Source organism: Stenotrophomonas sp. 169, assembly GCF_014621775.1.
Classification (GTDB): Bacteria; Pseudomonadota; Gammaproteobacteria; order Xanthomonadales; family Xanthomonadaceae; genus Stenotrophomonas.
Genome location: NZ_CP061204.1, coordinates 1,961,318 through 1,981,906, shown reverse-complemented (window position 1 = coordinate 1,981,906; position 20,589 = coordinate 1,961,318). Strand labels below are relative to the sequence as shown.

General features: G+C 66.7%; 16 protein-coding genes and 7 tRNA genes. 13 read left to right on the top strand and 10 right to left on the bottom strand.

Features of this window, described 5'->3' with window-relative positions:
* The first annotated feature begins 11 nt into the window (after window positions 1-11).
* Window positions 12-884: a LysR substrate-binding domain-containing protein gene (locus tag ICJ04_RS08530; protein ID WP_223203020.1), complete on the top strand. Its 873-nt coding sequence runs from the start codon at window positions 12-14 to the stop codon at window positions 882-884.
* A 10-nt stretch (window positions 885-894) separates the two neighbouring features.
* On the opposite strand, the gene ICJ04_RS08525 is transcribed toward ICJ04_RS08530, so the two are convergent.
* Window positions 895-2,070, bottom strand: a complete 1,176-nt coding sequence (locus ICJ04_RS08525; protein ID WP_188327062.1) for an amidohydrolase family protein — start codon at window positions 2,068-2,070, stop codon at window positions 895-897.
* Between the two features lie 173 nt (window positions 2,071-2,243).
* Between ICJ04_RS08525 and ICJ04_RS08520 the strand changes: the two genes are divergently transcribed.
* Window positions 2,244-2,909, top strand: coding sequence for a hypothetical protein (locus ICJ04_RS08520; RefSeq protein WP_188327061.1), 666 nt, complete (start codon window positions 2,244-2,246; stop codon window positions 2,907-2,909).
* Here the strand turns inward: ICJ04_RS08520 and lldD are convergent.
* The 3 genes from lldD to ICJ04_RS08505 form a co-directional block, all read right to left on the bottom strand.
* Window positions 2,906-4,066: an FMN-dependent L-lactate dehydrogenase LldD gene (gene lldD, locus ICJ04_RS08515; protein ID WP_188327060.1), complete on the bottom strand. Its 1,161-nt coding sequence runs from the start codon at window positions 4,064-4,066 to the stop codon at window positions 2,906-2,908. The genes ICJ04_RS08520 and lldD overlap by 4 nt on opposite strands.
* A gap of 127 nt (window positions 4,067-4,193) precedes the next feature.
* Complete coding sequence (locus ICJ04_RS08510; protein ID WP_188327059.1) at window positions 4,194-4,655, bottom strand: MgtC/SapB family protein; 462 nt, start codon at window positions 4,653-4,655, stop codon at window positions 4,194-4,196.
* 128 nt (window positions 4,656-4,783) lie between these two features.
* Complete coding sequence (locus ICJ04_RS08505; protein ID WP_188327058.1) at window positions 4,784-5,542, bottom strand: SDR family NAD(P)-dependent oxidoreductase; 759 nt, start codon at window positions 5,540-5,542, stop codon at window positions 4,784-4,786.
* Between the two features lie 186 nt (window positions 5,543-5,728).
* Here ICJ04_RS08505 and ICJ04_RS08500 point away from each other — a divergent pair, with 186 nt between their 5' ends.
* Window positions 5,729-6,820 carry an alkene reductase gene (locus ICJ04_RS08500; protein WP_188327057.1) on the top strand — a complete coding sequence of 364 codons (1,092 nt, stop codon included), beginning with the start codon at window positions 5,729-5,731 and terminating at the stop codon, window positions 6,818-6,820.
* Window positions 6,821-6,892: 72 nt separating this feature from the next.
* Here the strand turns inward: ICJ04_RS08500 and ICJ04_RS08495 are convergent, their stop codons facing one another.
* From ICJ04_RS08495 to ICJ04_RS08480, 4 genes are all read right to left on the bottom strand, one after another.
* Entirely contained in the window at window positions 6,893-9,676 is a 2,784-nt protein-coding gene (locus tag ICJ04_RS08495; RefSeq protein WP_188327056.1) for a glycoside hydrolase family 3 C-terminal domain-containing protein, read from the bottom strand.
* Between the two features lie 392 nt (window positions 9,677-10,068).
* A complete protein-coding gene (gene dsbG, locus ICJ04_RS08490; protein ID WP_188327055.1) occupies window positions 10,069-10,902 on the bottom strand; it encodes a thiol:disulfide interchange protein DsbG in 834 nt (277 codons plus the stop codon).
* A 31-nt stretch (window positions 10,903-10,933) separates the two neighbouring features.
* Entirely contained in the window at window positions 10,934-11,734 is an 801-nt protein-coding gene (locus tag ICJ04_RS08485; protein ID WP_188327054.1) for a TlpA disulfide reductase family protein, read from the bottom strand.
* Between the two features lie 97 nt (window positions 11,735-11,831).
* Window positions 11,832-12,887 (bottom strand): helix-turn-helix domain-containing protein, encoded by a 1,056-nt coding sequence (locus ICJ04_RS08480; protein WP_188327053.1) that lies wholly within the window; start codon window positions 12,885-12,887, stop codon window positions 11,832-11,834.
* Window positions 12,888-13,083: 196 nt separating this feature from the next.
* Here ICJ04_RS08480 and ICJ04_RS08475 point away from each other — a divergent pair, with 196 nt between their 5' ends.
* The 10 genes from ICJ04_RS08475 (at window position 13,084) to ICJ04_RS08430 (ending at window position 17,862) form a co-directional block, all read left to right on the top strand.
* Complete coding sequence (locus ICJ04_RS08475) at window positions 13,084-13,482, top strand: heavy metal-responsive transcriptional regulator (protein ID WP_188327052.1); 399 nt, start codon at window positions 13,084-13,086, stop codon at window positions 13,480-13,482.
* Window positions 13,479-15,809 (top strand): heavy metal translocating P-type ATPase, encoded by a 2,331-nt coding sequence (locus ICJ04_RS08470; RefSeq protein ID WP_188327051.1) that lies wholly within the window; start codon window positions 13,479-13,481, stop codon window positions 15,807-15,809. The genes ICJ04_RS08475 and ICJ04_RS08470 overlap by 4 nt, the downstream gene beginning before the upstream one ends.
* Window positions 15,810-15,885: 76 nt before the next feature.
* Window positions 15,886-15,961: transfer RNA gene (locus ICJ04_RS08465), tRNA-Ala, on the top strand.
* A 52-nt stretch (window positions 15,962-16,013) separates the two neighbouring features.
* Window positions 16,014-16,089: transfer RNA gene (locus ICJ04_RS08460), tRNA-Glu, on the top strand.
* Window positions 16,090-16,271: 182 nt separating this feature from the next.
* Window positions 16,272-16,347 (top strand) — tRNA-Ala (locus ICJ04_RS08455).
* Window positions 16,348-16,396: 49 nt separating this feature from the next.
* A tRNA-Glu gene (locus ICJ04_RS08450) sits at window positions 16,397-16,472 on the top strand.
* Between the two features lie 43 nt (window positions 16,473-16,515).
* A tRNA-Ala gene (locus ICJ04_RS08445) sits at window positions 16,516-16,591 on the top strand.
* Window positions 16,592-16,640: 49 nt separating this feature from the next.
* Window positions 16,641-16,716: transfer RNA gene (locus ICJ04_RS08440), tRNA-Glu, on the top strand.
* Between the two features lie 57 nt (window positions 16,717-16,773).
* Window positions 16,774-17,721 (top strand): SOS response-associated peptidase family protein, encoded by a 948-nt coding sequence (locus ICJ04_RS08435; protein WP_188327050.1) that lies wholly within the window; start codon window positions 16,774-16,776, stop codon window positions 17,719-17,721.
* A gap of 55 nt (window positions 17,722-17,776) precedes the next feature.
* A tRNA-Leu gene (locus ICJ04_RS08430) sits at window positions 17,777-17,862 on the top strand.
* Between the two features lie 48 nt (window positions 17,863-17,910).
* Here ICJ04_RS08430 and ICJ04_RS08425 read toward each other — a convergent pair.
* A complete protein-coding gene (locus tag ICJ04_RS08425) occupies window positions 17,911-18,126 on the bottom strand; it encodes a hypothetical protein (protein WP_188327049.1) in 216 nt (71 codons plus the stop codon).
* Between the two features lie 79 nt (window positions 18,127-18,205).
* Window positions 18,206-20,383 carry a PAS domain S-box protein gene (locus tag ICJ04_RS08420; protein ID WP_188327048.1) on the bottom strand — a complete coding sequence of 726 codons (2,178 nt, stop codon included), beginning with the start codon at window positions 20,381-20,383 and terminating at the stop codon, window positions 18,206-18,208.
* Window positions 20,384-20,589 lie beyond the last annotated feature (206 nt).

Genomic DNA, 20,589 nt, shown 5'->3' with positions numbered 1-20,589 from the left:
GAATGGCAGTCATGACGCAGTCGAATAGATCGCTGTTCGAGCTCGACCTGCTGCGCGCGCTCGTCGCCGTCGCGGACTGCGGTAGTTTCACCGCCGCCGCCAGTCGCTTGCACTCAACGCAGTCCACCATCAGCCAGAAGATCCGTCGGCTGGAAACACTGGCCGGCCATCGCCTGCTCGAGCGCGGCCATCGTGACGTGCAGCCCACCGACGCCGGCCATACCGTGCTGGGCCATGCGCGGCGGATGTTGGGGGTGAACGATGAACTGCTGCAGGCATTGGCCGGCGAGACGGTGGCCACCACGCTGCGCCTGGGCGTGCCGGAAGACTTCGTCAACGCCCGCACGACCGGCATGCTGGCCACGTTCAGCCGCCGCCATCCCCAGGTCAGGCTCGAGATCAGCAGCGGCCTGAGCCGTGACCTCGCCCACGGCTTCGACCATGGCGAACTCGACCTGGTGCTGGTGAAACAACGACGCAACAGTCGCCCCAGCGTGTACTGCTGGCCCGAGCCCCTGCACTGGATCGACAGCGCCCGTGCGCCCTGCTCCGCCGCAGACGTGCTGCCATTGGTGACGTTCCCGCCGCGCGGCCTGTACCGGGATGAGATGCTGCACCTCGTGGAAACGCTGGGCAGGCGGTGGCGCATCGCATTCACCAGTTCCTCGCTCAGCGGTATCCAGGGCGCGGTCGCCGATGGGATCGGCATCAGTCTGCTGCCGCGCCGCGCGGTCCGAGCCGATCACCGCATCATCGACGGTGAGCACGGGCTGCCCCTCATCGACAATTACGAGATCGGCATCCTGTTCCGCGACACGGCCGACGAGGGTGTGCATGCACTGGCACGCGAGCTCAAGCGCCAGGTCGACGAGGAGTCGACCTGATCGATGCGCGTCACGCCGGGGGCGGCACCACCCAGCGGCCTTGGCGCATCGACAGCCGTGCCGCCGGCGTGCCCGCCACGGCCGCCGCCGCATTGTCCGCGCGCACCGCGAAGAACGTGGCCGGCTTGCCCTCTCCCAGCCCGTGATCCTGCAGGCCGAGCACCGCGGCCGCGTGCGTGGTCACCATGTCCAGCGCCAGTTGCAGCTCGGCATCGGTATTGAAGCCCGAGCGATAGCCGATCAGCATCGCCCGCTGCAACAGGTCGCCGTTACCGTACGGCCACCAGCTGTCACGGATGTTGTCGTTGCCGGCGAACAGGCGGACTCCCAAAGCGTGCAGGGCCGCTACCGGCGGGAACGGATGGTCGCCCGGTGCGTTGGTCATGATCGCAACATCGGCACGTGCCAACTGCTCCCCTACCTGCAGTGCCCGTGCCAATGGCACTTCGCCCAGGGCATAGGCATGGCTCACCGCCACCCTCCCCTGCAGTCCGCCGGCAGCCGTGCGCTCGCAGATGCGCTGCAACTGCCGCAGCCCCTGCTCGCCGGGTTCGTGCAGATGGATGTCGATGCGCGCGCCATGGCGTTGCGCCAGATCGAACAACAGGTCCAGCTGACCTTGGGCATCGCCGTCCAGCAGATCCGGATCGATGCCGCCGATCACCTGCACACCCGATTCCAGCGCCTGCTGCAACACCTGCGCGGTACCCGCACAAGACATCACTCCGGCCTGCGGGAAGGCGACGTACTGGATGTCGAGCAGGTCCGCGCATCGCGCGTGGGCGTCCTGCACGGCATGCAGGTTGCGCAGCCCGGTGGTCGCGTCCATGTCGATATGGCAGCGCACCGCACTGGTTCCCCAGCCGACGATCTGCCGGATCAGTGCTTCGGCCCGGTCGGCCATCGGCGCCGCAGTGGCCAAGGCGTCTTTCTCCTGCGCCAGGCGTTCACGCAGGCTGGCGACCGGCTGATGCGGATGCCAGCGGTCGCCGACAAAGCTCTTGTCCAGATGGATGTGGCCGTCCACCAGGGCGGGCAGCACGGTATAGCCGGTGAGATCGGTCGCGTCCATCGGCGGCGATCCCGGCGGCGGCGCGCCGAAATGGCTGAAACGGCCGTTATCGACGGTGAACGCCAGCGGCTGGCCGGCGGAATCCACGGCACCGTGGAAATGCTGGGCGCGCATCTGCGCCTCCTTCAGGGGGATGAATGCTGCGGACCTTACGCGCCGCGCGTCTGGCCCTGCAAATGAAATCCCTGCATCGCAGGCATGCACGTCGGCGATGGCCCGCGCTGGGCCGCCCGCCGTGCGTGCACGGCAGCGGGTAAACTAGGCACCAGAATCACGCGTGGACTCCCATGGGCCCGTTCAACCGCCCCGACCGACTTCGCTGGCAGGCCGCTTCCGTGCTGGCTGCCGCGCCGATTGCCGCGCTTGCGGCAGGCGACGTGCCCGCGCCGCCCCTGGGCGCACCCGTGCACGCCAGCCCTGCCGCCCTGGTGGCGGATCTGCATCGCCGCCTGCTCGCAGGCCAGAGCGCGACGGCCACCCTTGAAGCCTGGTGTGCCGAGCATGGGCTTGCCGACACCCCGCGCGTGCGTGCCGTGCGCGTGCGCGGCGTGCAGCGTGACGCCCCGGTGGAGGTGCGCAGCGCCCTCGCGATCGATGACGCCACGCCGCTACGCTACCGTCGGGTCCAGCTGACCTGCGGCCAGCGCGTGCTGTCCGAAGCCGACAACTGGTATGTCCCGTCCCTGCTGACGGCTGCGATGAACCACGCGCTGGACAGCAGCGATGAACCGTTCGGCCGTGTCGTGGCGCCGCTCGACTTCAAACGGCAGACACTGCACGACCGGGAATTCTGGCCGCCACGCGTGGACGGTGCACGTGCCACGGTGCTGGAAGTGCGCGCCCTGCTGCGCGATGGCCAGCGTCGTCCCTTCAGCTACGTGGTGGAGAATTATCAACAGGATATCCTGCCGCGGCAGACGCCAGCGGCAGGTGGGACGGCACCCCACCGCTAGCGGGGTGGCACAGCCAGCGGATCGATCCGCACCAGCGCATCCGATCCGATATCCGCAATACACCGTGCACCGGTGAGCGTCATCGCCACGCGCATTTCCCTGGCGATCAGATCCAGCAGGTTGCCCACGCCGGCCTCGCCGTGCGTCGCGAGTGCATACACGAACGCACGCCCAAGCAGTACGGTATCCGCACCCAGGGCGAGCATGCGCACCACGTCCAGGCCGGTGCGGATGCCCGAGTCGACGAGGATCTTCAGGTCGCCCTGCACCGCATCGGCGATCGGCGGCAAGGCCCGCGCCGTGGACAGCACGCCGTCCAGCTGGCGGCCGCCATGGTTGGACACCACGATGCCATCCGCACCGAAGCGCACCGCCTCGCGCGCATCGTCCGGATCCAGGATCCCCTTGATCACCATCGGCCCCTTCCAGAACTCGCGGATCCACTGCAGGTCCTTCCAGCTGATGGACGGGTCGAAGTTGCTGCCCAGCCAGCCGATGTAGTCGGCCAGGCCGGTGGATTCACCGCGATATGCGGAAATGTTGCCGAGATCATGCGGCCGCCCGTTCACGCCGACGTCCCACGCCCACCGGGGGTGCGTAAGCACCTGCAGTGCGCGTCGCAACGCCGCATGCGGGCCACTCATGCCGGAATGCGCATCGCGGTAGCGCGCACCGGGTACCGGCATGTCCACGGTGAACACCAGCGTCGAGACGCCTGCTGCCTGCGCGCGCTCCAGTGCATTGCGCATGAAGCCGCGGTCACGCAGTACATAAAGCTGGAACCACATCGGCCGCTGTATCGCCGGGGCGACTTCTTCAAGCGCACAGACCGACACCGTGGACAGCGTGAAGGGGATGCCGTGACGGTCCGCCGCACGCGCTGCCTGCACTTCGCCGCGTCGGGCGAACATGCCGGTCAGTCCCACCGGCGCCAGCGCCACGGGCATCGACATCGCTTCGCCGAACAGCTCGGTGTCCAGGCTGAGTTCGGCCATGTCACGCAGGACGCGTTGGCGCAGCGCAATGTCGGCAAGGTCGGACACGTTGCGCTGCAACGTCTGCTCGGCGTACGCACCGCCATCGAGATAGTGGAACAGGAACGGCGGCAGCCTGCGCTTCGCGGCGGCACGGTAATCGGAGGAAGCGGAGATGATCATCGGTCAGCCAGGGTCGAGGAGCAGCGGAACGCCCGCCGGGTACAGGGATGCAGTGAACCGCCCTGCCGCCATCGAGCCCATTAGACCATGGGCTACCCTGGCCGCTGGGCCCCTCCTCCGATACCGATCAGTCGCGCTTCTCGATGCGTTTTTCAACGCGCTGCATCACGGCCAGCACGATCACGCACATCAACGTGACCCCGGTGGCGATGACATACGCCCCGATGCCCACGGCAATCCCCACGGCAGCCGACATGATCAGTGAGCTGGCCGTGGTCAATCCGCTGACCTCACCGTCGCGCGATCCCCGCAGGATCGTGCCGGCCGCCACGAAGCCCACGCAGGCAATCACCGCTTCGATCAATCGGATGGGGTCGACCTGCAGCAGGTCCCGGTACTGCTCCTGGCGGAAATGCTCGGCGACCGAATCCCCCAGGCCGACGATCAGGGCGGCCGCACCGGCGATGAGCATGTGGGTACGCAGGCCGGCGGCATGCTTGCCGAGCTCCCGCTCGAAGCCGATGACGCCGCCGAAGACAATGGCCGCCGCCACACGTAGCAGGATCGAGACATCCTGGCTGAGATCCATGGCACAACTCCGGTCGAATGATCCGGCACGTTGGCGAGGCTCATGTGCGGATGACGTGAAGCCGCGCGCGGCGGCGGCAACCGGCACCGCCGCGCCATGCCCCGCGCACACCGCACCGGCGCCGCAGCTCACACGGCCAAGTACCCGCCATCGATGGCGTAATACGTGCCGGTCGCGAACGATGCCGCATCGCTGGACAACCACGCGACCAACGCGGCCACCTCCTCCGGCGTACCCAGCCGCTTCATCGCATGACGCCCTTCCAGGGTCGCGCGCACCTTGGGTTCCATCGTCTCCAGCAACGGCGTGCTGATGAATCCCGGACCCACGGCATTGATGCGGATCTGGTCGGCGGCGTGCTCCCACGCGGCGGTCTGGGTCAGGCCCACCACCCCGTGCTTGGCCGCCGCGTAGGCGGACGATCCGGCGTAACCCACCTGGCCGAGGATCGAGGCCATGTTGATGATGCTTCCGCCTTTGCCCGCTGCACGCATGGCCTGGATCTGCGCACGCTGGCACAGGAAGACACTGGTCAGGTTCACATCGATCACCCGGCGCCAGCCGTCGATGGGGTAGTCACCGCTGCTCGCGGCCGGGCCGGAGATGCCGGCATTGTTGACTGCGATATCCACCCCGCCGAATGTTTCCACGGTGCGCTTCACAGCAGCCTCGACGGCAGCCTCATCGGTAACGTCCAACGCAATCCCGATGGCCTCGGCACCCTTGGCCTTCAGATCGCTGACCGTGGCATCCACTGCCTCCTGCTTGAGGTCCCATACGGCAATCCGGGCACCGGACGCGGCGAGCATTTCAGCAACGGCCAGGCCGATGCCGGACACGCCGCCAGTGACGATCGCGGTCTTGCCCTGCAGCTGGTAATCAATCATGTGCGTACTCCTTGTTTGGACAGGCGTGGTGCAGGCACCACCTGCGTCCGACCCTACGCCGCAGCGCGTTATGCCCCTGCCTTCTCTGTCCACGCCTCGTGCAACAGGCCTTCCCATGATTGCAACACCGCATCGCCTATGTTCGCTGCGATGCTGCAGATCCCCCTTCCCCACCACGAGGTTTCCATGTCAAACGATGACACCGTGTTGTTCTCCCCCACCCGCCTGGGCGACATCGACATCGCCAACCGGATCGTGATGGCCCCGCTGACGCGCAACCGCGCGCAGGCAGATCGCGTGCCCACGCCACTAGCGGCGACGTACTACGGACAGCGCGCAAGTGCCGGCCTGATCATTGCCGAAGCCACCCAGATCAGCCCGCTCGGCCAGGGCTACCTGGATACACCCGGCATCTACAGCGACGCGCAGATCACCGGGTGGAAAGCGATCACCGACGAAGTGCACGCTCGCGGCGGACGTATCGTCCTGCAGCTGTGGCATGTCGGCCGGATCTCGCATACCAGCCTGCTGCCGGACGGTGAGGTCCCGGTGGCGCCCAGCGCCCTGTGTGCGGATACGAAGACGTTCACGGCGAACGGATTCGAGGAAGTCTCCACGCCGCGCGCATTGGCACTGGATGAGCTGCCGGGCCTCGTCGAGGACTACCGTATCGCCGCACGCAACGCGATCACCGCAGGCTTCGACGGCGTGGAGGTCCACGCCGCCAACGGCTACCTGATCGACCAGTTCCTGCGCGATGGCAGCAACCATCGCGACGATGCGTACGGCGGCAGCATCGAAAACCGTACCCGTCTGTTGTTTGAAGTCGTCAGTGCCGTCGCCGACACCATCGGTGCCGCACGCACCGGTGTGCGCCTGTCGCCGACCACGCCGGCCAACGATGCCCACGACAGCAACCCGCAGCCGTTGTTCGAGCGCGCGGTGGAGCGTCTGGAAGGTATCGGCGGACTGGCCTATGTCCACGTCATCGAAGGCGCCACCGGTGGCGACCGTGACAACATCGACTTTGATTACGCTGCGTTGCGCTCACGCTTCACCGGGCCGTGGATCGTCAACAACGGGTACGACAAGCAGCACGCAGTCGACGTGCTCACGGCCGGGCAGGCCGACGCGGTCGCGTTTGGGCGGCCCTTCATTGCCAATCCGGACCTGGTGGAACGCCTGCGCCGGAATGCACCGCTTGCACAGCCGGACCAGGACACGCTGTACGGCGGCGGCGAACACGGATACACCGACTACCCCGCACTGGGCAGTTGAGCCAACGGACACGACGACACAACGTAAAAGAGCCCGCCTGCTTGCGCGGGCGGGCTCTGTTCGTCGCCTGGATCAGCGGACCGGTGTTTCCTGCAGCGTGATATCCACGACCTGCAGGGGCTCAGCGGCCGTACGACCCAGCTGCACCTGGTAGGTGCCCGCCGCGATCGTCCACTGGCGCGTCGCCGGATCAAAATCGGCCAGCGTTTTCGGCTCGGCATCGATGCGGATGCGGCGCTGTTCGCCCGGCTGCAGCGTCACCTTGTCGAAGCCCACCAGGCGGATCGGCGTGGTGTGCCCCTGCGGCAGCTTGAGGTACAGCTGGGCCACGTCCGCACCGGCGCGTGCACCGGTGTTGCGTACATCCACGCTGGCCACCAGACGCTGGCCCTCCACGCTGACGCTCAGGTTCTCGTACGCGAACTGCGTGTACGACAGGCCGTGGCCAAACGCGAACGTCGGTACCAGGCCCTTCGCCGCTGCCCACTTGTAGCCCACGTTGGCGCCTTCGATATCGAAGTCGAAGATATCGACCGGCGGCTGCTTCGGGTTGAAGCCCAGGCCCGGGATCTGCGGTCGCGGCAGCTGCGATTCGTCAACCACCCAGGTCACCGGCAGGCGGCCGGACGGGTTGGCCTTGCCGGTCAGCAACGCCGCAATGCCTTCACCGCCGCGGATGCCCGGGTACCACGCCTGCATCAGCGCCGGCACCTGCTGCAGCCACGGGGTGCGCACCGGGCCGTTGGTTTCCAGCACGACCACGGTCTTCGGATTGGCCTTGGCCACGGCGGCGATCAAGCCGTCCTGCTTGTCCGGCAACTGCATGTCCGGCAGATCCACCGACTCTGCCGCCCACTGGGTGGCAAACACGATGGCCACGTCGGCCTGGGCCGCAGCGCGTGCCGCAGCGGCGGTGTTGCGGCCGTCCACGTACTGGATGTCGGCGTCGGGACGTTCGGCACGCAGCGCTTCCAGTGGCGAGGACGGGTGGAACATCACCGGGCCCGGCCACGTCGTCGGCAGCACGCCCGGTACCGCGTTGGTGCCCTTGGCGGTGATGCCGACCATCGACGAACCGCCGCCGCCGATCACACCCTTGTCCGCGTGCCCGCCGATGATCACGATGCGCTTGACACTGTCGGCCAGCGGCAACAGGTTGCCCTCGTTGCGCAGCAGCACGCTGCCCTCTTCGACCGTGCGCTGGGCCGCGGCGAAGCCGGCTTCGACGTCGATCTTCAGGTGCTGCGGCGGATTGTCGAAGTTGCCGTGCAGGAACATCGTGCGCAGGATGCGCGACACCATGTCATCCAGGCGGGCCTGCGGCACCACGCCACCGGCCACGGCCATGCGCAGCGGTGCATCGAAGAACGTGGTGGCATCGAAGACTTCGCCGGCCGACTGCTGGTCCAGCCCGGCCAGGGCGGCCTTTGAACCGCTGTGCACGCCGCCCCAATCCGACATCACGAAACCGGGGAACTTCCACTCCTGCTTCAGCACCTGGTTCATCAGGTAGGGATGTTCGCAACCGTAGATGCCGTTGATCTTGTTGTACGAACACATGGCCGACCCGGGCTTGCCCAGCTCGATGGCGATCTCGAACGCCAGCAGGTCCGACTCGTGCATGGCCTGGTCGCCGATCTGCACGCTGTGGAAATTGCGCCGTGTCTCCATGTCGTTCAGCGCGTAATGCTTCATCGTGGAGATGACGTGCTGGCTCTGGATGCCACGGATCGACTCACCGACGATCACGCCGGCCAGCAACGGATCCTCACCGGCGTACTCGAAGTTGCGCCCGTTGCGCGGGTCGCGCTGCAGGTTGACGCTGCCACCCAGCAGGATGTTGAAGCGCTGCTGCCAGGCCTCGCGGCCCATCGTGGCACCGCCGGTATAGGCCACTTCCGGGTTCCAGCTGGAGGCAGTGGACGGGCCCGACGGCATGGCGGTGGCGAAATCACCCGGGCGGATGCCGCCCGGATTGGTGACGCCCACGCCCGCATCGGCAGACTGCTGCGCCGGGATGCCCAGTCGCTCCACGCCCGGTACGAAACCGGCCGAACCGACCGCGCCTTCCGGCAGCGGACCGCCATCCTTGCCCAGGCCGAAATAGCTGCGCAGCATCTGGAATTTTTCGTCCTGGGTCATTTCACCCAGCAGCAGCCGCGTGCGCTCATCCGCACTCAGGGCCGCATCCATCCACGGCTTCGCACCGCCCGCCGCTTCGGCGTAGTCCAGCACCAGCAGGCGCGCGGCCAGCGACTTGCCGGCCGCATCACGCAGCGCCACCTTCTGCACATCCGCGTCGGCGAAGCCCGCGCTTGCGGCGCTGTCCAGCCCGGTCGCGGTGAATCCATCAATGCGTGCCTTGCCACCCAGCACCACCGCCGGTGCGCCAAGACGCGAGGCACTCAACAGCGAGGCCATGCCGTTGGCATCCTGGTCCGCATCGGTATACAGCGCTACCACGTTGCGGCCGTCGGCCACGCGCAGGTAGCTGCGGCCCGGATGGTCCGGGCCGGATTCGGCCTGCACCGGCAGGCGGCTCAGCACCACCTGGCCGCGCGCATTGCCCTGCGCATCGACATCGGCCTGCACGAAGCGATAGGCGTAACCCAGCTGGTCAGCCAGGGTCTGCAGCGGGTCGATCGCCCCCGCTGCGCGCTGGACCTCGTGCACGGCCACGATATCGGCCTGCAGGCCAGGCAACTGGCTGGCAAGCGCCGCGACATCGGCACTGGCCGGGGCTTTTTCCAGCGCAAGCACGCTGAAGCCGGGCGCGGTGTCGGCCGCGAAGGCCGGTGCGGAGAGCGCGACGGCAATGGCCGCGGAGAGGGAAAGCTGCTGTGTAAACGTTTTCATCGACGGACGTTTGAATACCGATGCCTGCGCAGTCGGTCCTGGAAAGGGTGCCGCCGAAGGGAGCAGCGCTAGCCATGCGCAGGCATCACCAAAGCGATGCTGCGCGGGCCGGGGTGCAGCAGGCCTGCGCACGGACCCCTCCGTCCGGCGTGACAACCTGCTGCGGGTCGCAGAGCAACCCAACAGGTGAAGAGTCGTTTACCGGGTTATTTGCTGTCAACCTCTGACGCATACGCCAAAGGTCGCAGGCGCGGCTGGGGCACCCTGGCCAGCTGCACTGGCGTCGCTGGCGGATCCCTGCATTGCGTCTGCAGCTCTCGCGCACCTTCAAGCCCGGCGTTACGCCGTGACGCCGGGCTTTGCCCGGCGCATCGCCCTTACCCTTGCCGTACTCAGCGCGGACCGAACATCAGTTCAAGGTCATTGCCCTGCGGCATGCCCGAGCGACGCTGCACGTTGCCTTCGGCATCCTTGAACAGGATTCCCGGCGTGCCCTGGAAACCAAGTTCCACCATCAACGCCTGGTTGGCTTCCAGCTTGCGGCCGACGTCGGCACTGATGGCGACCGGCTTGATGCCGCCGCGTTCGAAGCCGCGCTCGTTTTCCAGCAACGCTGCGCTGGGGTCCTTCGCACCGATGATGGCCGCCGCCTTGCCGGGGCTGTCTTCGCGGATGACACCGACCATGATGTGGCGCAGCTGCACCTTGCCGGCATCCACCCAGGGACGCGCCGCATCCCAGAATCGGTGGCAGTACGGGCAATTGGCATCGCCGAAGGTGTAGACCACGCGTGGCGCGTCCGCCTTGCCATCGGCAACCCAGGCGCTGTTCTCCAGCTGGCTCCAGATCTTCGTGGTCATGGGCCCGGCGACCTTTGCCGTCAGCAGGTCACGCCCCACGTCATTGCCCTGCGCATCGAACAGGCTGCCGACCACCACGTGCTTGCCATCCGGGGTGAGGTAGGCGGCCGCAGGCTGCTGTCCACCTACCACACCGGCGAAGCCGCGCAGGCCACCGGGTGCGTCGAATTCGGATACCACCTCGAAGCCCAGCTTCTGCAGGCCCTTGATCGGTGCAGGCACGGCCGCGCCGTCCTTGGCCGCCGCCGGCTTGCCGCCGCCAGCGGCTGCAGGCGTGGGGGCCTGCGCCTGGCCGCAGCCGGACACCGCCAGCAGGATCGGCAACACCAGCGCTACCGGGGCAGCGCGCAGATACGTGGGCAACATGGAAAACTCCTGGTTGATTGCGTGCGCAAGGCTACCTCAGCCCGCGCAGTTTGTGCTCCAGCCCGGCGGCGGTAAGTTCACCGAGGTGCAGCTCTCGAAGGCGACCATCACGGTCGAAAAACAGGGTGCTGGGATAGGCCTGTACCCCCAGCGCATCGCCGGTGGCGGACGGCGCATCCAGCAACACGCCCTGCAGCGCCGGCGCGTGCTGCCGTAGGAAGCGCTGGACGGTTTCAGCGTCTTCGCCCTGGTTGACGAACACGAAGCGTACCTGCCCATGCCGGCGTTGCGCGGCGGAAAGCACCGGCATTTCGCGCACGCAGGGGCCGCACCAGCTGGCCCACAGATTCAGCACCAGCGGCTGGCCCTGGGTATCGGCGAGCCGGACCGGCGCGCCTGTCAGGTCCTGCAGCACCACCGCAGGCACCTGCACGCGCTGTGCCTGCAGGTGCTGCAGGCCGAACGACGCCAACAGCCAGCCACTGCTGCCCAGCAGCGCAGCCGCCAGCACCGGCCCCCGCACGGCGGGTGCCTTGCGCAGGCGCCAGATGGCCCAGGCTGCAGCGGCGACGAAGAAACCCAACGGGTCGAATCCGCCATCGCCGATGCGCACCACCGACCAGGGCGACTCCAGGTAAGTGGCCGCGTTGCGCAGCACGAACACTCCGCGTGCACCGACCAGCCCGAGCAGGAACATGTCCAGCAGCAGCGCGTTCGCAGGCCGCCACGACAGCGACGGAGGTCGCGGCCAGAACCGCGCGACCGCCATCGCCAGCAACAGGAACACGAGGGCCAGCACCACCGGCAGCGGTACTGGCCCGACACTCAACATCGCTTGTCCCTCATCACCACACCCTGCCCTGCACTGTCGCGACCGCTGATGCTCCACGACCCCTGCATCCAGCACAAGACAGAGAAAGCGCCGCCATTCAGGCGGCGTGGCGATCAACCGGGCGCACCGGCGTACCCATCACCGAAGGCACCGGCGCGGGCGCCAGCGAGCGATCACGCAGCTTGCCGGAGACCATGCGGCGATACGTTGCCGGTGTCATGCCGACGATGCGCAGGAACAGGCGCCGAAACGCACTCTGGTCCGCGTAACCGACCCCCCACGCCACTTCATCGATCGCGCCGCCCTGCTGCAGCAGCAACTGGGCCTTGGCGATGCGCAGCCGCTGACAGTACTCGATGGGGCGCAGGCCCGTCGCTTTCAGGAACCGCCGCTGCAGCGTACGCGGCTCCAGTCCCGACGCCTGGCAGATCGCGCCCAGCGTCGCACCGCGTGCCGCGGTGGTGTGCAGCCAGCGCTGCGCCTTCAGCACGTCACGGTCACCGTGGGCGAAATTGGCACTGAACCGCTCCAGGTCCTGCTGGATTGCTGCGGGCACCACGATGCCCTGCTGCTGGGCCACGGCCGCCATGACGCCTTGACCGTGCACGCGGTACAGCAGGCGCAGGGCCAGGAAACGCCACGCCTGGGAGCCGCTGACGGTCAGCAGATCACCATCATCCACCAGCAACCGCTCGCTGGGCACCCAGCTGCCGCTCTGCGCATTCAGGCCGGGAAAGCGGGTGCTGTCCAGACTGGCCACGGCACGCCCGGCCAACAGCCCGGCACGTGAAAGCACGCCGATTCCGTCATTTACCGCCGCCAGCAGGCTGCCGCCATCGTAGTGCGCACTCAGCCATTCCAGCAGGATCGCCTCGTCACGGATCTGGCCGTTCTGGCTTACCTGTCCCGGCAGGGCGATGATCGCCGGCACCGTCGCATCCAGTACGTCCGCGCCGGCTACGCGCTGTGGCCCACCGCCGTCATTGGCCATGACCCAGCGCGACACCAGGATGCGCGCGGTATGGCGCCCCTGCTGTTGCGCGAGCCGGTTTCCGACGTGGGCCATTTCGGCCAGCATCGATGCCGCAGACGGGTCGGCGCCCGGGTATTCAACTACTGCGATTTCTGTCAGATCGTTCTTGTGTGCGTCCATCAGCTCCTCCTCTTGCCTCCCGCGAACAGAGTCGGCGCCATTGACAGCGTGACTCTTCGGTGGCTGCAGGTTAGGAACGGCGGACAGGCCGAGGCTATGAAGAAAGCTGCAATCTGCGTCAAAAGCCTTGCATTTAGCTCGGTATTGACTCTAGACCACACTCAAGGGTTGATGATGGTCACATTCGGAGGTGCAGATGAACATTGGTCAACTCGCGCGCCATGTGGGCGTGCCTATCGATACGGTCCGTTATTACGAGCGCCAGCAGCTATTGCCGCCGGTGCACAGGTCAGCGGCCGGTTATCGGGTCTTCGACGAGAACGCGGTGCAGCGGCTGCGCTTCATCCGCCGCGCCAAAACGTTGGGATTCACCCTGCAGGAAATCGCTGAACTGCTTTCGTTGTCGGCGCGCGCACCGCAGGACATGGCTGCGGTGCGGCTGGCCGCTACCGCCCGGCTTGCCGATATCGACCAGCGGGTGCGCGAACTGCAGCGGATGCGCGAGGGGTTGGCGCACCTGGTCGACGCTTGCCCTGGCCATGGCGCGCTGGCCGCCTGCCCGATCATGGCCGCCCTGCAGGAGGACCCCGCATGAGCCCGACTGCCTGCTGCGGCAGCTCCGCCCCTGCCGACAGCGTGCAAGCGAAGGATCCGGTCTGCGGCATGACCGTGGACCCCGCCACCACGCCCCACCGCACCCAGCACGATGGCACGGAGTGGCACTTCTGCAGTGCACGTTGCCGCGAACGGTTCATCGCCGATCCGCGCCGGTTCCTTGATCCGCAGACGCGCCCCATCGTGGCCGCCGGAACACCGTATACCTGTCCGATGGACCCGGAGATCATCCAGGACGGACCGGGCAGCTGCCCGATCTGCGGCATGGCGCTGGAGCCGATGATGCCGACGCTGGATACGCAGGAGAGTCCCGAGCTGATCGACTTCCGCCGTCGCTTCTGGTGGTCGCTGCCGCTCAGCGCAGCCACCATGGCGCTGGCCATGCTGGCAATGACGCCCCTGCTGCATGCCCTGCCTGCGGACGCGCGCGTCTGGATGGAGGCCGCACTCGCTACGCCGGTGGTGCTGTGGGCCGGCTGGCCCTTCCTGCACCGGTGGGCGCAGTCCATCGTCAACCGCAGTCCGAACATGTGGACACTGATCGGCACCGGCGTCATCGCCGCCTATGGCTATTCGCTGGTCGCCACCCTGGTTCCAGACCTGTTCCCGGCCTCGTTCCGCACGCACGGCCATGTCGCGGTGTATTTCGAAGCCGCCGCGATGATCGTATCGCTGACCCTGCTCGGCCAGTTGCTGGAACTGCGCGGACGCGCGCGCACGTCCGACGCGATCAGGGCCTTGCTGGGTCTGGCACCGAAGACGGCGAGGCGGATCGATGCCGATGGCAGCGAACACGACGTGCCACTGTCTTCGATTGCGGTGGGTGACCGCCTGCGCGTACGCCCCGGCGAGAAGGTACCCGCGGATGGCCTGATCCTCGACGGCCAGTCCCATCTGGACGAATCGATGCTCACCGGCGAGCCGGTGCCGGTCACCAAGCGCGCGGGGGACAGCGTGATCGGCGCCTCGTTGAATGGAACCGGCGCGCTGGTGATCCAGGCCGTACGCGTAGGCGAGGCCAGCCTGCTGTCGCAGATCGTGCAGTGGGTGGCACAGGCCCAGCGTTCGCGCGCGCCGATGCAGAAGATGGCGGACAAGGTGGCGTACTGGTTCGTGTTGGCGGTGCTGCTGGTCGCCGTGCTGACGTTGCTGGGATGGGGGCTGTTCGGCCCTCCGCCGTCATGGACGCATGGACTGCTCAACGCGGTCGCGGTGTTGATCATTGCCTGCCCGTGCGCGCTGGGCCTGGCCACCCCGATGTCGATCATGGTCGCCAGCGGGCGCGCTGCGCGGCATGGGGTGCTGTTCCGTGATGCCGAAGCGATCGAAAAGCTGGGCGACATCGATACGTTGGTAGTGGACAAGACCGGCACCCTGACCGAGGGCCGCCCTGCATTCGGTGGCGTCATCGCGGCGCCCGGCTTCATGCCCGACCAGGTGCTGCAGTTGGCGGCCAGCCTGGACCAGGGCAGCGAACATCCCCTGGCCACGGCCATCGTGGCCGAAGCACGCCGTCGGCAGATCACGCTGTTGCCCGTGGAAGACGTCGATTCGATTACCGGCAGGGGCGTGCGCGGCGTGGTCGGTGGCCGTGCGCTGCTGATTGGCAGCAGCAGCCTGATGGCCGACAACGCGGTCACGCTGCAAGGCGCAACGCGCGACGATGCGGACGCCCAGCGCAGCCGCGGTGCCAGCGTGATGTTCCTGGCCGCCGACACGGTACTTGCGGGCATGCTGTGGGTGATCGATCCGATCAAATCCACGACCGCAGAGGCACTCACCGCGCTGCGCGCCGACGGCCTGCGCATCGTCATGGCCAGCGGCGACGACGCACGCACCGCGCGGGCCGTGGCCGCGGCACTGGATCTGGATGAGGTGCACGGCACCATGAGCCCGCAGGACAAAGCCATGCTGGTGACGCGCCTGCAGTCAGAGGGGCGCAAGGTGGCGATGGCCGGCGACGGCATCAATGACGCCCCAGCGATGGCCAGCGCCGACGTCGGCATCGCCATGGGCACCGGCACCGATGTCGCCATGTCCAGCGCACAGGTGACGCTGGTAAAGGGCGACCTGCGCGGCATCCTGCGTGCACGGCATCTGTCACGCATTACCGTACGCAACATGCGGCAGAACCTGGCGTTCGCGTTCGTCTACAACGGGGTCGGCATTCCGGTAGCCGCCGGCGTGTTGATGCCATGGGGAATCAGCCTGTCCCCGATGCTTGCCGCCGTGGCGATGAGTGTGAGTTCGGTATCGGTGATCGGTAACGCGCTTCGACTGCGTACACAACGTCTTCCAGATGGCTGAAGCGGCCTGCAGAAAACTGCAATAAATGCTTGCCATCCCCAGACCCCATCGCTATGATTTCGCACCTCGGCGACGTGGGGCCATAGCTCAGCTGGGAGAGCGCCTGCATGGCATGCAGGAGGTCAGCGGTTCGATCCCGCTTGGCTCCACCACACTTCCGGCAATAGGCCGTCGGAAGGTCGCGAAAAAATTGATGAGATACGCGTCCCCATCGTCTAGAGGCCTAGGACATCACCCTTTCACGGTGGCGACCGGGGTTCGAATCCCCGTGGGGACGCCACTCATCTGGACAAGCAGGACCTGGCCGAAACCGGGTCTTTTTTGTTCATCGCCTTCGGCCTTCACGGGCGGCGCGCATTGCATTTCCTTCACTGCCGGTGCGGGACGATACAGGCGACAGGAAGCAGAAAAAGTGCTTCCACAAACGTGAATAAGCCGGTATGATAGGCGGCTCGGTTACACGGGGCCATAGCTCAGCTGGGAGAGCGCCTGCATGGCATGCAGGAGGTCAGCGGTTCGATCCCGCTTGGCTCCACCACTTTCGACAATAGGCCGTCGAAGGTTCTACAACTTGAAGTTTTTCGTGCGTCCCCATCGTCTAGAGGCCTAGGACATCACCCTTTCACGGTGGCGACCGGGGTTCGAATCCCCGTGGGGACGCCAGTTTCAAACGGAAACCTGACCCATCAGGCAACCGGGTTTCATCGGGGCCATAGCTCAGCTGGGAGAGCGCCTGCATGGCATGCAGGAGGTCAGCGGTTCGATCCCGCTTGGCTCCACCACTCCAGGCATTAGGCCGTCTGGATAGCAGTACAACTCAAGTTTTCGTGCGTCCCCATCGTCTAGAGGCCTAGGACATCACCCTTTCACGGTGGCGACCGGGGTTCGAATCCCCGTGGGGACGCCAATTCTGCAAAAACCCGGCTTCGGCCGGGTTTTTCTTTTCCTGCGCTAAGCTGCCTCCATGTGCTACTCCGCCCAGATCCGCGCCGACTACGCCAAGCTGGTCCGCCATTACGGCGCGACGATGTCGCTGGAAGAATTCTCCCGTCTTTACACCTTCGACCCGGCCAAGAAACGGCCGAAGACACCGAAGGCGATGGACGACGGATTCCGGGGTGCGCGCACCGACCAGGGTCGCGGGATCGTGGCGATGATCCAGCAATGGCATGCCACCGAGCACGCCGAACTGGAGACCGAACTGCGCCGCCAGCACGAACGTCTCCGTACCGCGCAGGCCGCCCTGGCCAGCACCCCCACACAGAAAGCCCGCAATGAACTGCGCATCGCCGGCAACCGGATCGAGCGCGCGCAGTCACGCCTGGACGACCTGCAGCGCAGCCAGCACCTGCCGCGCGACAACCGCATTTTTCCCGGCACGTATGCGCCGGTGATCGTGTCCGAACAGGGCCGGCGGGTGATCAAGCCGATGCGCTACCAATGCAGGCTGCCTGACAAACCCGCGCGCAACGACGCCCTGTATCCGGGTACCTACAACGCGCGCAGGGACAGCCTCGAGGGCTATTGGCGCGGCGCCTTCGGCCATCGCCATGGCGTGGTGGTGGTGCAGTCGTTCTATGAGCACGTGCCGCGCAACGGGCTCCCGCTGGCAGCCGCCGATGACGAGCGCGATGTCGTGCTGGAATTCCAGCCACGTCCCCTGCGCGATCTGTTGATTGCCTGCCTGTGGGCCGAGTGGGAGGGTCCCGAAGGTCGCCTGCTTTCCTTCGCCGCCGTGACCGATGAGCCGCCACGCGATGTGGCAGTAACCGGTCACGACCGGGGTATCGTGCCCATCCGCGACGTCCATCTGGATGCATGGCTGAATCCGGACCCCACTGACCTCGCCGCCCAGTACCGCATTCTCGATGATCGCGAGGATATTCAGTACGTGTGGAGCGAGGCCGCCTGATCGTCGCTGCCCCTACCCGTCTGCCGCAGTTTTGTTTACACTACGCGGCCACGCTGCCGGTGTGGCGGAATGGTATACGCAGCTGACTCAAAATCAGCCGGGGGTGACCCCATGAAGGTTCGAGTCCTTTCACCGGCACCAGTGACATCAGAACAGCCAGGCCCGCGCCTGGCTTTTTTGTGCCTGTGATCACGCCCTCCGCCACAATCCCCAGCTGACCCAGCCGCCGTGGCCGAGCGTGGCCATCAACAGTCCCACTACGGCCCAGCGCAGCACCGCTGCCACCTCCAGCTGCACCGCCTGGCCCTGCAGCTGCTCCAGCAGCAGCCAACCGATGACCGCAGCCACCCATGCGCCCATTGCGGGCCGATAGGCACGAAGTACGTTCTGATCCCAACCTGTCATCTCTGCCACCGGTGTGTCTGAAGGTGCGGCCAGTGTTCCCTGCCCGGCTCTCACCAGCTGAGATCTTCAGCAAACCACGTCACGCCACAGTGGGCGGCAGGACATCCGCCTCGCCATCCGTTTCGGACTGCACGGTATTGCGACCCGACGCCTTGGCCCGATAGCACTGCACGTCGGCAGCCGCCACGGCTTCATCCACGCTCATGCCGGCCCGTATCGACGCGATGCCGATGCTCACCCCGACGCGTATCGTGTGCTGCTCCCACGGGATGCTCAGCCCGCCGATCCCGTGCAGCAATTCGCCTGCGATGCGCTGCGCGCGCCGCAATGAGCAGCCCGCCAGGATCACCGCGAACTCGTCACCGCCCAGCCGCGCGACCACGTCCGAATCGCGGACGCCGTGGCGCAGCACGTTGGCCACCGCCCACAACACCGCATCACCGGCAAGATGGCCGTACGTATCGTTGACCGGCTTGAACTGATCCAGGTCGATGAACATCAGCGAGGCGGCCTGACCCGTCCGCTCCAGATGGGCGATCGCCTGCTGCAGATGGGCATCGAAACCCCGCCGGTTGATCAGCTCGGTCAGGGGGTCCAGCTCGGCCAGCTGCCGCGCCTCGCGCTGACGGGCGCGCAGTTGGGTCACGTCACGGATCACCCACACCGCCCCCCGCAGCGTGCAGGCATCATCGTGCAGCCATGCCTGCGATACATCCACCGGCACGTTGACGCCCTCCTGCACCAGCAGCAGATCCGAGTGCAGATCCACCGCATTGCTGTCCGGATCCAGCAGCACCGACATGTCCAGCACCGACTGGGGCGCGTACTCGGTGGTCAGCTGCATCACCTCGGACACGTGGCGCCCGTGCAGCGCCCCCTCCCCGCGCAACGAGCGGACCGCAGCGGCGTTGGCATGTTCGATGCGCCCCTGCAGGTCCACGCTGAGCACCAGGTCGGTCACGGCATCCAGGGTGATCCGGCTGCGCGCCTCGGCTTCCAATACGCGCAGTTCGCTGGCGCGCTCGCTGGTGACGTCCTGGATCTGCGATACGAAATGCAGCGGATCGCCCTGCTCGCTGCGGACCAGCGACACCGACAGGCGCGCCCATATCAAGTGGCCGTCGCGGCTGATGTAGCGCTTGTCCAGATGATAGTGGGCACGCTTGCCGCGCAGCAGGTCATCCACCAGCTGCAGGTCGGCGTCCAGGTCGTCAGGATGGGTCAGACGTTGGAAATCAACCTGCAGCAGCTCATCGCGGGAGTAGCCGAGGATCCGGCACAGCGCGTCGTTGACGTCCAGCCAGCGACCTTCCAGCGACACCAGCCCCATGCCCAGCGCGGCACTGGTGAAGGCGCCGGCAAACTTTTCCTCGGCCAAGCGGGCTTCGGCCCGCGCCTGCAGGACCTCGGTCACGTCCGTCGCCATGCCGACAAATCCGGTGATGTCGCCCTGCGCATCAGCCAGCGCGCTGACCGACAAACGGACCTGCCGCTGGCGCCCGTCTTTGCGTACGAAGGTCCATTGGCGCGAAAACGTATGCGCGCGCGCCCGCTCGCTGAGAATCCCGAACAGATCCGTGCCGTCCCGTCTCTGCTCCGCCGGCAGGGTCTGCAGGAAGTGCTGCATGTCCTGCACGTCGTGGAACAGCGTCGGGCGAGCCTTTCCGACCACTTCGTCCGCCTGATAACCCAGCAGACGCTCGGCACCGGAATTGAACAGCGTGATCGTCCCGGCGAGGTCGGTGACGATGATCGCCACTTCGTCGGACGCATCCACGATCGACTGCAACCGCTGGCGAGCCGCCGATACGTCGTGCCGCGCCTGCTGCAGATCGGTCACATCGGCATGCGCACCCGCCATCCACAAGCCACCGCCTTGGGCATCCCACTCCAGCACCCGCCCACGGTCCTGCACCCAGACCCAGTGGCCCTGGCGGTGGCGCATGCGCACCAGGCACTCGTAGAACGGGGTCTCGCCCCTCAGGTGCGCGGACAGTACCGCGTCGGAGCGCTGCAGGTCATCCGGGTGCACCAGCTGCACGAACGTGTCGGACGACACTGGCTCCAGCTCGGCCAATGAGTAGCCGACGATCTCCGCCCATCGCGCGTTGACCCGCATCTCGTCGGTCTGCGGATTCCACTCCCAGGTCCCGGCGGCACTACCATCGATCACCCCTCGCAATCGCCGGATCTCGGCAAGTGCAGCATCCAGCTGCGTCTGCAGCGGTGGCGCGGGAGGGGTTACCGGCAGGCTCATGGGAAGGCGCCGCGCAGGGCGTTGCCGAGCCCCCTCGCGCCTTCGCGCCCGACCCGGATCACCCTGCCTGCAGAACTGAGCTCCAAACCGCCTCCCGGCATCTGCTGCTGAACCCGCGGGCCCATTCAACGCGCAGTGTGCTCAATACGGCGTCAATGCGTAAGCCCCTCGGTCACGGTTCGACAGAAAGGCCGCTGCCGCACCAC